15 protein-coding genes are annotated in these 13,843 nt (G+C 46.8%); 10 read left to right on the top strand and 5 right to left on the bottom strand.

Going from position 1 to position 13,843, the window contains the following annotated elements:
• The 5 genes from EBI00_RS10250 to EBI00_RS10230 are packed head-to-tail and all read left to right on the top strand — an operon-like array spanning position 1 to position 5,997.
• A complete protein-coding gene (locus EBI00_RS10250; protein WP_158600749.1) occupies positions 1-2,160 on the top strand; it encodes a TonB-dependent hemoglobin/transferrin/lactoferrin family receptor in 2,160 nt (719 codons plus the stop codon).
• 52 nt (positions 2,161-2,212) lie between these two features.
• On the top strand, positions 2,213-3,349 hold the full coding sequence (locus EBI00_RS10245; protein ID WP_158600748.1) for a hemin-degrading factor: 1,137 nt from the start codon (positions 2,213-2,215) through the stop codon (positions 3,347-3,349).
• Positions 3,339-4,190: a heme/hemin ABC transporter substrate-binding protein gene (locus EBI00_RS10240; protein WP_123095828.1), complete on the top strand. Its 852-nt coding sequence runs from the start codon at positions 3,339-3,341 to the stop codon at positions 4,188-4,190. The genes EBI00_RS10245 and EBI00_RS10240 overlap by 11 nt, the downstream gene beginning before the upstream one ends.
• Positions 4,187-5,200 carry a FecCD family ABC transporter permease gene (locus EBI00_RS10235; RefSeq protein ID WP_123095827.1) on the top strand — a complete coding sequence of 338 codons (1,014 nt, stop codon included), beginning with the start codon at positions 4,187-4,189 and terminating at the stop codon, positions 5,198-5,200. Before EBI00_RS10240 ends, EBI00_RS10235 begins: the two co-directional genes overlap by 4 nt.
• Entirely contained in the window at positions 5,200-5,997 is a 798-nt protein-coding gene (locus tag EBI00_RS10230; RefSeq protein ID WP_158600747.1) for a heme ABC transporter ATP-binding protein, read from the top strand. The genes EBI00_RS10235 and EBI00_RS10230 overlap by 1 nt, the downstream gene beginning before the upstream one ends.
• A 23-nt stretch (positions 5,998-6,020) precedes the next feature.
• Here EBI00_RS10230 and hpxO read toward each other — a convergent pair whose 3' ends face one another.
• Positions 6,021-7,187, bottom strand: a complete 1,167-nt coding sequence (gene hpxO / locus EBI00_RS10225; RefSeq protein ID WP_123095825.1) for an FAD-dependent urate hydroxylase HpxO — start codon at positions 7,185-7,187, stop codon at positions 6,021-6,023.
• Between the two features lie 280 nt (positions 7,188-7,467).
• Complete coding sequence (gene uraH, locus EBI00_RS10220; protein WP_123095824.1) at positions 7,468-7,836, bottom strand: hydroxyisourate hydrolase; 369 nt, start codon at positions 7,834-7,836, stop codon at positions 7,468-7,470.
• Positions 7,837-7,996: 160 nt separating this feature from the next.
• On the opposite strand from uraH, the gene uraD reads away from it, so the two are divergent.
• The gene (gene uraD / locus EBI00_RS10215) at positions 7,997-8,524 is read left to right on the top strand and encodes a 2-oxo-4-hydroxy-4-carboxy-5-ureidoimidazoline decarboxylase (protein WP_174714918.1); all 528 of its coding nucleotides are present in this window, start codon (positions 7,997-7,999) and stop codon (positions 8,522-8,524) included.
• On the opposite strand, the gene EBI00_RS10210 is transcribed toward uraD, so the two are convergent.
• On the bottom strand, positions 8,519-9,346 hold the full coding sequence (locus tag EBI00_RS10210; protein WP_123095823.1) for an SEL1-like repeat protein: 828 nt from the start codon (positions 9,344-9,346) through the stop codon (positions 8,519-8,521). The genes uraD and EBI00_RS10210 overlap by 6 nt on opposite strands.
• Before the next feature lie 477 nt (positions 9,347-9,823).
• Between EBI00_RS10210 and EBI00_RS10205 the strand changes: the two genes are divergently transcribed.
• Positions 9,824-10,840 (top strand): alpha/beta hydrolase family protein, encoded by a 1,017-nt coding sequence (locus tag EBI00_RS10205; protein WP_123095822.1) that lies wholly within the window; start codon positions 9,824-9,826, stop codon positions 10,838-10,840.
• Here EBI00_RS10205 and EBI00_RS10200 read toward each other — a convergent pair.
• Positions 10,837-11,886, bottom strand: coding sequence for a helix-turn-helix domain-containing protein (locus EBI00_RS10200; protein ID WP_123095821.1), 1,050 nt, complete (start codon positions 11,884-11,886; stop codon positions 10,837-10,839). The two genes, EBI00_RS10205 and EBI00_RS10200, sit on opposite strands and share 4 nt — an antisense overlap.
• Before the next feature lie 149 nt (positions 11,887-12,035).
• On the opposite strand from EBI00_RS10200, the gene EBI00_RS10195 reads away from it, so the two are divergent.
• From EBI00_RS10195 to EBI00_RS10185, 3 genes are all read left to right on the top strand, one after another.
• Positions 12,036-12,386, top strand: coding sequence for a DUF805 domain-containing protein (locus EBI00_RS10195; RefSeq protein ID WP_123095820.1), 351 nt, complete (start codon positions 12,036-12,038; stop codon positions 12,384-12,386).
• Positions 12,387-12,399: 13 nt separating this feature from the next.
• On the top strand, positions 12,400-12,966 hold the full coding sequence (locus tag EBI00_RS10190) for a hypothetical protein (protein ID WP_123095819.1): 567 nt from the start codon (positions 12,400-12,402) through the stop codon (positions 12,964-12,966).
• Positions 12,967-13,213: 247 nt separating this feature from the next.
• Positions 13,214-13,675: a methyltransferase family protein gene (locus EBI00_RS10185; protein WP_123095818.1), complete on the top strand. Its 462-nt coding sequence runs from the start codon at positions 13,214-13,216 to the stop codon at positions 13,673-13,675.
• Here the strand turns inward: EBI00_RS10185 and EBI00_RS15995 are convergent.
• Positions 13,672-13,839, bottom strand: a complete 168-nt coding sequence (locus EBI00_RS15995; RefSeq protein WP_158600746.1) for a hypothetical protein — start codon at positions 13,837-13,839, stop codon at positions 13,672-13,674. The two genes, EBI00_RS10185 and EBI00_RS15995, sit on opposite strands and share 4 nt — an antisense overlap.
• Positions 13,840-13,843: the final 4 nt, after the last annotated feature.

The raw sequence follows: 13,843 nt of genomic DNA, 5'->3' as shown, positions 1-13,843 counted from the left end.
ATGACTAAAACGGCTTTACCTACCTCCCTGTCTTTCCTTGCATTGTCCATTATGGCGGCGTCCCCAGCTTTTTCTGCTGATTCCTTAATACAAGACACTCAGCTAAATACGATTATGATAGAAGCCAGTTATGTCGCAGAGCCATCTTCTAAAGCTGGCAGTTCGGTGTCGCAAGTTGATAGCGATACTTTGGCAGCAACCCTGACACGCAACCTAGACGATTTAGTTCGTTATGAGCCAGGAGTTGAAGCCAGTCGAGATTCTCGCTCCAGTATCAGCGGTATTAATATTCGTGGTTTAGAAGGCGATCGAATTAAAATTAGCATCGATGGCGTACCGCAAGCCGATTCCTATGCGCCGCCAGCCAGTCGTGGTCAAATCGCGTATCTGGGCGCGGGGCGCAACACCCTAGACACGGATTCATTGGAATCAGCAACAATCATCAAGGGTGGCGACATAGTTGAAGGCAGTGGTGGCCTAGGTGGCGTGGTGAAATATCAAACCAAAGAGCCAAGTCGCTTTTTAGCTCCAGAAGTCAATGACACGAGCGCCTCGTTAAAAATGGGCTACAAAAGCGCTTCTGACGAGTTTCATCAAACCATCACAGCCGCAAACCGCACAGGCAAAGTAGAATCTTTGTTGCTTTATACACACCGTGACGGACACGAAAATAAAAACCACAAGGGTGACGCAGGAGAAGATCGATCGTTTGGTGCCACACGAGGATCAGTAGATCCATTCAACACAGGATCAGACAATCTGCTTGCCAAGGTGCAGGCTCAACTCAACGATCACAACCGCGTTGGTATGGTGGGGGAATACTTTCATAGCAACACAAAAGCAACCCTTTACTCAGAAAGTACGGCCACTGAACAGCGAGGCCTAGAGGATCAAAGCATTCGCCGCCGTGTTGGTTTGTTCCATGAAAACACACAAGCTAATACCCTATATGATCGCTTGATGTGGCAATGGGATTACCAAAACACCAAAACCACCAATAAAACCCATATATCTACCAATAACCGACTGGTTGACCGCTTTTATGATGAGGACATCATCAGTGTAAAAGCCGATTTGATGAAGCAAATCAACGCACATCACATTCGCTATGGTGTTAATTATGACGTTAAATCTTTAGAAAATTTAAATAAAAATAGGGTTTCTGGTACGACAACAGTCTCGCGCTTTGCTCCATTGGCTGATGCCGATATCTTTGGCCTATATCTAGAAGACCATTGGTCTGTGACAGATAAACTCACACTTATTCCTGCCATTCGTTACGACAATTACCAGTACACCACCAAGGGCGATGAATACATTGACTCATGGGGTGACAATAAAAACGAAGCCATTACGGCACAGCTTGCGGCTGACTTTGCGATTAACGACACCTATACCTTGTTTGGTAAAGCTGGCTCAGGTTTTAGAGCGCCAAATTTAAACGAGCTTTACTACTACTTTGAAAACTCGGTGGGTGGAAATGGTTATAGGATTAAGCCCAATCCAAACCTAAAACCAGAAGAAAGTCTTTTCGTCGAAGCCGGTGTGCGAGCAGAAAATCGTCTCGGTGCTGCTGAATTGGTGGCGTTTTACAACGACTATCGTCGCTTTATAGAGCAGGTGTCCTTGGGTTCCTCTGCCGCTTATCGACGAGGAGAATTTACTAACAGCAATATTGATCAAGTGGTTATCAAGGGTGTCGAATTTAAAGGTAGCTTACATCTATCAAAAAGCTTTGAAGCGCTTAGAGAAGGTTGGACGTTAAATGGTGCTATTGCTTATGCAGAGGGTGATAACTTAGAAGATAACGAGCCACTAGACAGCATTTCACCGATGAGTGCCGTCCTTGGGTTAGGCTACGATGCGCCTTCAGAGCAATGGGGCGGTAAACTCAATCTTACTTGGGCTGCCAGTAAAAAGGCAGAGGACATCACGAATAGCAAGCAATGGCTGGCAACGTCCGACTATCAGCTTGTTGATTTAACCGCTTATTACAAACCCTCAGAAAACCTGCAATTTAATGTCGGTCTGTTCAATCTGACGGATGAAAAATACTCGAACTGGAATGATGTTCGCAACATTGCTGTGAACAATACAAACCTAGATCGCTATACACGGGCCGGAAGAAACTTTGGCATAGACGCGACCCTATCGTTTTAAGCAAAACAAAAAACCATTATTCAACACCACTCTTGTTACATGGATTATGAAAATGTCTCAAACATTACCTATAAATAAAGCCCCGCATTTTGCTTATTCTCAATACCAAGCGGCGGTTGCCGCAGGCTCAACCTTACGAGCCCGAGAGCTTGCCAAAGAGCTCAACATCACCGAAGGGGATTTAGTGGCTTGTCGGCAAGATATAGACGCTTGGCGACTGCGTGCGCCTTTTCATCTTCTACTTGCTGAGCTGAAAAACGTCGGCGATGTCATGACCATCACCCGCAACGACCAAGCGGTCCATGAAACGACAGGCATTTACCACAGTTTCCAATTTGACGAAGAAAGGAAAACCGGCCTAGTCTTGTCCAAAGACATCGACTTGCGTTTGTTCATCGGTCAATGGCATTGTGCTTTTTATCTGCTTGAAAATGGTCGCCACAGCCTGCAGTTTTTCAATCAGCACGGTGTGGCTGTTCACAAAGTATATCGCACCGAAGCGTCCAACCATGATGAATGGCAACGCCTTGTTGAAGCGTTCAAAGACACCAACCCAGAGCTCCCAACCTTTATTCAAGCAAGGCCACAAACCACACCAACCGAGCTGCCCGAAGGCTTTGATCAAGCAGCTTTCGCAGCCGATTGGGCTCGCTTAAACGATGTCCATGAATACCATGGCATGCTAAAGAAACATGGGCTTTCTCGTACTCAGGCATTGGCTCAAATCGGTTCACATTGGGCAACCTCACTAACATCAGATAGCCTTGCCCATGCCCTTACTCAAGCCGAGGCTAAAAACGCTGAGATCATGGTGTTTGTTGGCAATGCGGGCGCTATTCAAATTTACTCTGGTGGTGTTCATAAACTACTTATCCAAGGTCCGTGGTTTAATGTTTTGGATCCTAAATTCAACCTTCATCTAAGAGTCGATCAAATTGCAGAGGCGTGGGTGATCGAGCGCCCTAGCCGTGACGGTCTTATTACATCAATTGAAGCGTTCAACGCCAACGGCGATTCCATTGTTACGTTATTTGGCAAACGCAAACCGGGTCAACCAGAGCTGCCATTATGGCGAGAAATCGTCAGCGCGGTGAAAGAAAGTCATTCCCTTAAAAGTAGCCATTTCATCGAAAAACGTCCGCACGCCCAACAGAGCAAACAGCGACAGGAGACGAGTAATGCGCTCTAGTCATATTTCTCGCGTCTTATGGGTAGCCTTGTTGGCGGGGCTTATGTCTACCGGCGCGAATGCGGCACAACGGGTTGTCAGTATTGGCGGTACCATCACCGAAATTGTCTACTTGCTAGAGGCCGAATCTCAACTTGTGGCCAGTGATACCAGCAGTATTTATCCAGAGGCGGCGGATCAGATGCCTAAAGTAGGTTATCAACGGACCTTATCCGCAGAGGGCGTGCTCAGTGTACACCCAGATACCTTGTTGATCACCCCCGCCGCTGGGCCGGCCACAGTGTTACGACAACTAAAAGATACGGGCATGAATCTAGTGACCATAGAGGCTCCCGATACGCAACAAGGCATACTGGATAAAATCACCCAAGTGGCGACGGCGTTAAATCAAGAAGTAAAAGGAAAAAGCGTGGTCCACCAAGTGGAACAGGCGTTTAATCAATTAAAGATACCTGAACAATGGGCGCAACAACGCCCACCACGTTTACTCTTTGTACTGCAAATAGGCGGTGCGCCAATGGTGGCTGGCAAGAATACCGCCCCAGACACCTTGTTTAGACTCACGGGGGCCACCAATGCAGTTAGCAGCATAAACGGTTTTAAGACGTTAACTCCCGAAGCCATTTTGCGGGCGCAGCCAGACGCCATAGTGGTCACGCAACAAGGTCTTAGCCAAGTTGGAGAGCGCGCTATCTGGTCATTGCCCGGTATGCTCGCCACGCCCGCTGGCAAAGCTCAACGTCTTCTATCACTGGACGCCTTGCTTGCTTTAGGACTTGGGCCAAGGACACCGCAGGCAATCCAATCTCTGCATCATCAGCTTGAAGAATGGGTGCCATGAAATCTCATTCATATTCTCATATCCCGTATCCAATGTTGATGGCTATTTTGTGTCTGGTCGGGTTATTCGCTTTAACGCAGGGCGCGTATTCGATCGCTTGGAAAGACGTACTCTTTTCCTCTATGAGCGAGATAGACAAGCAAATTCTCATGACGGTTCGGCTTCCTAGATTGCTCATGGCGGTGTTGGTCGGCGCGGCATTGGCGGTGTCTGGTGCATTAATGCAAGCCTTGTTTCGTAATCCACTGGCTGACCCTGGGTTGCTGGGGGTCTCATCTGGCGCCTCTGTCTTTGTTGGTATCTTGATTGTTCTCAACCCATTTTCGGGCAGTTTACCTCTTTGGGCGCAGTCCTATATGCAGAGCGGCGCTGCGTTTTTAGGGGCGGTATTAACCTGCTGGCTCATTTTCCAGTTGTCTAAACACAAATGCCAAGTCTCTGTTTTGCATCTATTGTTGGCGGGCATTGCTATCAATGCACTGTCTGGTTCTGCAACGGGTTTGCTGACTTATTTAAGCAACGATGAACAATTACGCGCGTTGACGTTTTGGGCAATGGGTAACTTAGGTGGCGCAAGGTGGGAACAGGTCGCCGTTGTCGCCAGCATTCTGCTGCCTTTGCTCTGCTACGTTTGGCGTCAATCGAAAAACCTGAATTTGCTATTACTTGGGGAAGAAGAGGCCCGCTATTTGGGTTTGGATGTGGAACGCTTTAAGGTGAAACTTATTGCCGTTGTGGCCTTATGTGTCGGCGTTACCGTGGCATTCACCGGGCTGATTGGTTTCATTGGTCTCATGGTGCCACATTTAATTCGCATGATGTTCGGCGCGGATAACCGCATCGTGATTCCCTGTTCGGCGTTACTGGGCGCTAGCCTACTCACCAGTGCAGATACCTTCGCCAGAGTCTTGGTTATTCCAGCCGAATTGCCTGTCGGTCTGGTCACCAGCCTACTTGGCGGCCCATTCTTTTTATGGCTACTGTTAAAAAATATTCGAGCAACCAGCTAATGTTAACCGTTAACAAACTTTCTCTCGGCCGATCTGGAAAACCCCTATTGGATCAAGTGTCTTTGTCTATCCAACCGGGCCAACTGACCATCATTCTTGGCCCTAATGGCGCGGGAAAATCCACCTTATTAAAATGCTGTTCTGGAGCGCTTCACGCCGATAACGGACACATCCACTTAGATAATAAACCCTTGGCGGATTGGTCATTGGCAGATCTAGCTAAAAAACGCGCGGTATTGACCCAGCAGATACACATGCCATTTACCCTTACCGTCAAAGAAGTGGTATCGCTAGGGCTCGCGCCATGGTCTTTGTCTGATCAACAAGCCAATGCCTTAATACATGAGACCTTAATGGATGTTGGCATGGCTGACACCGAGCCCCGCCGCTACGCCAATTTGTCGGGTGGTGAGCAACAGCGTATTCAGCTCGCCAGAGTCCTAGTGCAGCTGTATGCAGACCCAAATTCAAACCAAGACAAATATACGAAAGAGCCAAAATACCTATTTTTAGACGAACCCATTTCTGCATTGGATCTTCATCAACAACAAAAGGTATTAAGACTCTTAAAAACACTCACTCAAAAAGGTCTGGGAATCTTCTGTATCTTGCACGACATTAATCTTGCTGCCCTGTATGGTGACAATCTGGTTCTTCTAGAAAAAGGTCGAGTCACTTTTAATGGCACGCCGAGTCAACTCAGCAAAGGAAACCAAATAGAAACCACTTATCAAGCCGACCTTATTCGTTTATCGCACCCAGACACCCAACTACCACAATGGCAGTTTAAACAGTGAGAGTAGGGTGCCGATTGTACAAGTTACGCAAGAGGCCCTTCTAAGATGGTGGTACGTAAGCCGGCAATAATGTTTTCGCCTGTTTCGCGTCTGAGTTCGTCGTACCATGCTTGGGTTTCTTGCATGTTTTTGCCGTGAGTGACGTCGCAGCGTTTGCGGGCTTTTAGTACCAAATCTTTGACGCGAAGGCGGCGCGCTTCTTCGTAGTTTTTCAGTGCCGCAAGCATGCCTGATACGTTTTTCGCTTCCGCGCTAAAACATTGCCCAAGGACAACGGCGTCTTCCAGTGCTGAACAGCCGCCTTGGCCTATGTCTGGTGTGGTGCTGTGCGCGGCATCACCAAGCAGGGCGATGTTGCCTTTTACCAAGGTATCAAACGGCTCGATGTCGTGGATCTCGATGCGGTTTGTGGTGTCGGGGTCAATCGCTGCGATCAGTTTTTGTACCGGTTCAGCCCAGCCAGCAAAATAACCGGTCAGGTCATTCACGACTGTGCTTCTGTCTTGTGCCAGTCCGGTTGGCAGTGGAACATCAAAGAAGAAATAAAAGCGATCATCGGCAATTGGCATCATGGAAACGCGTTTGCCCTCACCCACAAAGGTTGTCCATTGGTTGCCAGGTGCAATGCTTTCGTCTATGGCCACTAGCCCGTTCCAGTTAACATAACCGGCGTAGCGGCGTTCCGTTTGATAGCCCAGCACATGAGCACGCACCGCTGAATGTGTGCCGTCGGCGGCGACCATAAAATCTCCAAATGCTTGAGTGCCATCGGTAAAATACGCTGTAACGCCGGTGTCGCTTTGTTCGACTTTTTCTATGCGCTTACCAAACTGAATGCTGTCGCGCCCCCACCAATCGATCATCTGGCTTTGTAAGTCAGCGCGCGATACAGGACAGGGACGTTCACCTACGGCCTCCACTAGAGGCGCGAGACTAAACTTCGTCATCACTGCTCCGCTTAAACCATCGAGGTAAGCCATGTTGTGCATAGGCCCCCCCAGTTCGTCCATGATGCTACCCATGCCCAAATGATTCATACATTTGACACCGTTAGACCAAATCGACAATGCGGCGCCAACAGGTTTAATGTCTTTTACCGCTTCAAAAATAGCGCATTCGATGCCTTGTTGTTTTAACGCTGCCGCCGCTGACATGCCACCGATTCCCGCGCCGATAATGAGTGCTTTCATGCCTTACTCCTGAATGTCTGAGCTCGTTGCTGTGAGCTTTGTGGATGTTGTTAATGGAGTAAAAGGCAATAAACAGGCCATGAAACAAATGAACCTGAATTTTAATCTGCGAAACCTTTGTTTTAGGAGGCTGTACTGATGGAAGCATCGTCAAAGTAAAAAGCGAGACAGTTTTTACTTTGACCGATAGGACAGAAATTGAATTATCTTGGTGCAGCGTGTTGGTTTTTTGCGCTATTGTGGCTCGTCACGTCTTAGGCTATGGTCTGATGACAGCTTGTTAGCTGCCACGATAGGTGCTGTAAGAGTAAGGCGAGACCAACAGAGGAATATGGTAATGGGCGTTTTCGTCGTTGATACCAAAGCGAATCACCACAGTGTTTAAAAAGTGGGGAGCCGACGGCTCGTGTTCTTGTTTAGGGTCAGTAGCAGAAAAATACTCATCAATGGCAAATTCCAGCTCATAAACCCCCACAGAGAAGAGATCCGCTTGCAACAGGGGCTGATCGCAACGTCCATCGTTATTGGACACAGTGCTGTGAAGAAGACGTCGTTGGCCATCGGCGCCATGCTGATAAAGGTGTATTTTTACGCCCGCTGCAGCGATGCCCTTGGTAGTGTCTAAAATGTGAGTGGTTAAGTAGCCCATTGTTTTACCCTATAAAATATAAAAAAGATGGCTTAGCTTGCCTGTTTTTTGCAAGTAACGTGTTAGCCAGTGAAATGTATTCAAGAATACGCTTTCATCGGGTTCAATATTTATGCCATGTGTTTATGTGGCGCAAAACGTCTGGATTTGGAGTCCTATTATGCACCATCCGTCAGTTAGCTGTAGTCAACTGAACGAAGCGGCGTTCATTGCTTTGTTCGCCAGTGTTTACGAGCATTCATCTTGGGTCGCAGAACAATTATGGCGACAGAAATCTGAGCATCCAAGTGAATATTTTAATGACATGGAAAAGATTCAAACCGCTATGCGCGGCATTGTGGACCAAAGTACCGACGAACAAAAATTGCTGCTACTACGCGCCCATCCTGATCTCGCAGGAAAAGCCGCGTTGTCTGGTTCGTTGACGCCAGCATCAAAATCTGAACAATCTGGGGCGGGGCTGGATCAGTGTTCGCAAGAAGAACTCGCCTACTTCTTGCAGTTAAACGACCAATACCATAGCAAGTTTGGTTTCCCTTTCATCATGGCCGTTAAAGGGGCCACTAAAGAGCAGATTCTGGCAGGTTTTGAATCAAGAATGCCCAACGACTTGCAAACTGAATTTGATCGAGCCATGAGTGAAGTGCATAAAATAGCCGCCTTTCGGCTGGCCGATTTGTCGCTATAGCTCTGTGTCGAGCACGGTATTAATCACGTCTTGTGCCGAGCAGGGCGTCACCTTATCTGTCGCTTTTGTTCCCATTTCTTTTAATCGTCTCGTTGCTTCGTAAGAGCCAAGCTGCGAGGCTTTTTGAAGCCAGGTGATATAGAGCGCGAGATCTTTTTGAATATCACGGGCGTTAGCGTTATCAGGGTGGTGGTTTAACTTTTCATAGAGATCATGATTAAACGCTTTTGCGACAATCAGCCCCGCGCGGCTGTTGCCTAACTCCGCCGCCAGCGCGGCCAATGAAACCGCCATTTTATAATTCGCTTTGAGTACTTTACCACTCAATAAAGTCTCAGACAGTCGATAAAGTGCATCGGCATCGCCTTCTTTTGCGAGTTGTACATCCTCATTGACCTTCCTGATGGCTGGCACGGAAAAATCGTCAAGACGCTCAAAAAAAGCCACACCACTTGCCTCAAAGTGTGCTTTTAAGGATTTTTTCCGTGTCGCTTTGCGCGCTTTAAAACCGAATGCCAAGGCGAAAAATAAAATAACCACATACCCAAGCACCATCGAAACCACCACCCCTAAATATACATAGATGGGGACCAACTCAAATAAAGGCTTTGGATTAATCATTAACAACCGAATAATAACGCAGCCCAAAGCCACAATCGCCGCAAACTTTCCTAAGCCGCAATACTTGTTGTTTTCTTCCCACTCTCGCTTTATGGCTTCAGATTGAACAAAACGGTCTTCGTCGATCGGCACCGTCGTTGCCTCTCGGAAAAGGTGGCTACCAGTCAGCGTTTTTAACGTATTCAGCGCGTTTTTATCCATTAGAAAACCTTTTAGCAACGTCGTAGATGGGAACAGCACTCATTATAAATGTTTACCAAGCAATAACCACCGACATTACAAAACCATGGGCATAAGGCGAATAACTGTCCCTACGGGGTTTCCAATCAAGTTTTCATTTTCTACGGCAAGTTGTCCGCCCACTATGGTATGAATTAGCCAGCCTGTTATGGTTTTGCCATGATAGGGTGTCCAACCGCTGACACTAGCGATCCAATCGCTGCGGATTTCTCGTTTAGCGTTAAGGTCGACTATGGTTAAGTTCGCATCGGAACCTAGAGCAATCCGTCCTTTAAGTGCAGCAAACGCTTGTTCATTAGCACGCTTTACTGCGGTTTGCCTAATTTCGAAGACAGTTATCCGGTTTCATAACGTCCTCAATCCTGTTTTAGGACGCTTTGCCAATATTTTCCTTTCATAGTGACTTTTTTAAAAAGTACCTTGAAGAGGAGCGACATCATGAGAGGATTTGCGAGTTTCATCTTATTGGTTACCTGTTGGGCCACGAATACCTTGGCGTATGCGGTAGGGTTTGATCAGGTTCAATTGTACACAGAAAGCGATAGGCCGTTAAAAGCCAGTGTTTGGTACCCATCACAGACGACATTTCCCACTGAAAGAATCGCGGAAAATGCGGCGTTTTTGGGAACCGATGTGGTACGAGTTGGAACGCCGCTGGCGGGTAAGTTTCCTCTAGTAGTGATTTCTCATGGTTATCGTGGCAACTGGCGTAATCAAAATTGGCTCGCCACGAAGTTGGCACAAGACGGTTTTGTTGTGGCATCGCTTGATCATCCCGGTACCACCTCTTTTGATCATTCCGTGCAAGCGGCGACTCAGTGGTGGCAACGTCCAAAGGATATATCGCGTTTGTTAGATTGGTTTTTAAACGAGTCTTATCTACTGTCAAATATCGGTGCCGACAACATCACCGCTATTGGCCATTCATTAGGCGGTTGGACTGTGATGCAGCTTGCTGGCGCGCAATTTGATCGTGATCAGCTAAAGCAAGAATGTGCTTTTAAAGACAGCCCCCGTGTGTGTGGTTTGACGGCTGAATTGGGTTTGGATCGAGCTCAAACTGGCGAGCCAACTGGCAGCTTAAAAGATGAGCGAATCAAGCGAGTTATTTCTTTGGATTTGGGCTTGGCGCGAAGCTTGTCACGTCAGAGTTTACAGGCCTTAACCACTCCTACCTTGATCCTTGCGGCGGGTGTCGATATTGGCGATTTACCACAAGCGGAAGAGTCAGGTTTTCTCGCGCAGTATATCCCCTCAAATAATCGTGAATACATTGTCTATCCAGACGCGGCGCACTTTAGCTTTATGCAGCTTTGCAAGCCCGGCGCCATTGAAATGATAGAAGAGGAAGAACCGGGCGATGGCATTGTTTGCCAAGACGGTAATGAACGATCTCGGGATGAACTTCATCAAATGATGTATCAAGACATCATCCACTTTCTCAAAACGTCTTAACTCTTCATACTCGCGCGCCGAAAGGCGCTCGGTGTCTGTTGTGTTACGCGTGAAAACTCTCGATGGAAGTTAGACTTCGTCTGAAAGCCTGAATCCATATAAATTTGGGTGATGGCTTTGTCGGTTGAGAGCAGCAGTGTTTTGGCTCGTTCAATACGATATTCGTTCACTACTTGTGAAATGTTGCGACCGTAAACTTGGTTGATGGCAGCGGAGATTTGACGCGCTGGAATACAGGCTTTTCTGGCGAGTCTATCGAGTGTTAAGTCTGGATCGAGAAACACTTCTTTGGTGCTAAGCAGCACGTCTATTTTGTGCACTATGTCTTTCACTTCATCGTCTGTTAACGGATGCTGTGGCTTGTCTTTTGATTCTTCTGCGAGCGGTGTTTTTTTATTTAGGTCGGACACTTCGTTAACGCTGGGCGCGATACTTAGGCTTATCATAATGACACTGATAGCCAGAATAGGCAGTAATGCCGCATGACCAATAGAGAGGATTATCAGCGCATGTTCGCCCGCAAAAAAAGAAAAATCGACTGCCAAAGCGCCATCAATCATGGCGGATATTAACAGCATGGCACCCGCAATACGTTCGGCTTTTAAGGCGTTGTCGATATCGGATAAACGAACTTGTTCAGGCAGGTTCGATGCTTTAAACGACGCATGAATCAGCGCAACGCCATAACCCACATAAAGCAGTGTTAAAACTGGGTCCAAAGGTGGTCGCCAGAATGGATAGGTAAAAGACGCCAAGGTGACAAAAATAGGCGGCAATAAATGCCACACTTTAAGTTTGTAGCGTTGGTGAGCGCTCGAAAAACAGTACCAGGCCGTCACGGGAATACAAGACGCCAAGATAGGTTGAATTAAACGAAATAACGAATAATCAAACGTCCAGCGTAAGCCAACGACCGTTATCGTTAGAGCGCATAACGCGATAAAAACAAACGCCGATGGCGTGGTTTCTTCTCGGCGAATAAACAACAAAACCGCCAACATAGATAACAACATGGCAATCACAAAAGGTAAGGGAATAGCGATCATTTTGGCTCCATCTTTTATCACTCTGATCTTTATTATGTCCTAGATCCTTTTCAAGAACGTCCTTAAACCTGATTTAGGACGCGAATCTTTTTTTCGTAACGTACTTTTAAGCCTTCAATATCCCTCGGGATTAGTCAAAGGAGAAAAGTATGAACTGGTATTTTGATGCGTGGAAACGTTATGCGCAATTTTCAGGAAGAGCATCATTGGAAGCGTTTTGGATGTTCTTTTTAGTGAACTGTTTGATCTCGGTTGTGTTTGTTGTGTTGGAAATAGTCTTTCAATCGACATGGAAAGAGGCGCTTTATAGCTTGTTAGTTTTTTTACCCATGCTGTCTTTGACTGTACGTAGATTACATGACACCAACCGTTCCGCTTGGTGGTTGCTGGTGGTTTTGGTTCCCGCGATAGGCATGCTTGTTTTGCTGATGTTATTGGCCTTACCAAGTGAACCTGACAGCGATTTTGGACATTATCCACAAAATAACCCCATGCTATAAACAGGAGCCAAACATGAAAGATGTTAATAACTTACCCCACTTATCCACCATGTTATGCTCAATTTTGCTACTTTTGTCGGTTTCTGCTTGCAGCAGTGAAGCAAAAACCACGAATGAAAGTAACTTAGCATTTTCAGATGACGTAAAAGCCGTGGTTTACATCGAGTCGCCGAAAGTTGGGACTTTATTGCAGCTGCGAGGTATCGCTGGAAAAGGTGTGCTTATCGCCAAAAAAGATAATCGACAAGAAGACCAAGCGGCCTGTGTTTCCTCGCCGATTCGATTCGCAGCTGGTGACTTCGGAGGCGACAATATTGGAATTCAATCCGTTGAACCTATTCGACTGCTTATTTACTCCAATAAAGTCGCAGAAAAGCTAATCGCTGGCGATGAAGTGGTCAGCGAACATTATCTCATCACCGACCAAAATGATGCTCTACTTGGTGACATCAAGATTGAATCTGGTTTAACGCTTAACTATGGATTTGTGCTCAACCCCGGTGAATGGTCTTGGTCGTCGGTATTTGGGTTGGATCATGACGAAGTGGATTGTGGACTGTTAAAAAGGTTAGCATTATGAAATGCTGATCTGAGCGTTGTTGTCAGAGCTGGTGATTTTTATTTAACTTAGTCAAAATGTCGAAGCACACGATGTTGGCAATGAGTAAATGGTCACCTTCAGTGCGAAAGACAAAGCCCTGCCAATTAAGCAAGCTCTGGGAAGTCCACTATATAAAATGTGGGCCATTGGGATGCTATCCAGAGCCACTACTGAACGTCTTTATGGAAAAATCGCTTGGTGCTGTTGATGATCAAAAGAGAGTGTCATGAAAAACCTTGAGCTTAAAATTCCCCCTGTTGTCTTGGTCGCGGTCGTTGCCGTTGGTATGTGGGCGGTGTCGCGCATTGCGATGAATTTACATTTTACCTTTCCCTATGTGGACTTGTGGTCGGCTGCTATGGTTTTGCTTGGTATTTGTATCGCCATTGCTGGCGTTTTACAGTTTAGAAAATCCGGTACAACGGTCGACCCTAGGGTGCCGGATCAGTCAAGTCATTTGGTGGTGCGTGGGGTGTATCGCTACAGCCGTAATCCAATGTATTTAGGATTTTTACTGGCGTTATGCGGGTGGTGTTTGTTTTTAGGCAATGTCGTTTCTATGTTGTTTTTGCCCGCTTTTATTATCTACATGAATCGTTTTCAAATCGTACCAGAAGAGCGCTTTATGCAAGAAAAGTTTGCTGAGTCTTATCACCAATACAAGACTCAAGTGCGCCGCTGGCTCTAAAGACAGGGTGAGCCACTGCTGTCACTGGCTTCAAGTCGGTGCCGATTAAATCGCGTATGGCGATTCGCATTAGAGATATCAACCAATAAGATTTGAGATACATTCTCCAAGGCATCATGCGGTGTTTTCTTAAAGGCCGTCATGATACCTCGACTGTATTCCATCCTT

It is taken from the genome of Marinomonas hwangdonensis, assembly GCF_003721245.1.
Lineage (GTDB): Bacteria > Pseudomonadota > Gammaproteobacteria > Pseudomonadales > Marinomonadaceae > Marinomonas > Marinomonas hwangdonensis.
The sequence above is the reverse complement of the archived record's forward strand: the minus strand, read 5'-3'. Positions and strand labels throughout refer to the sequence as shown.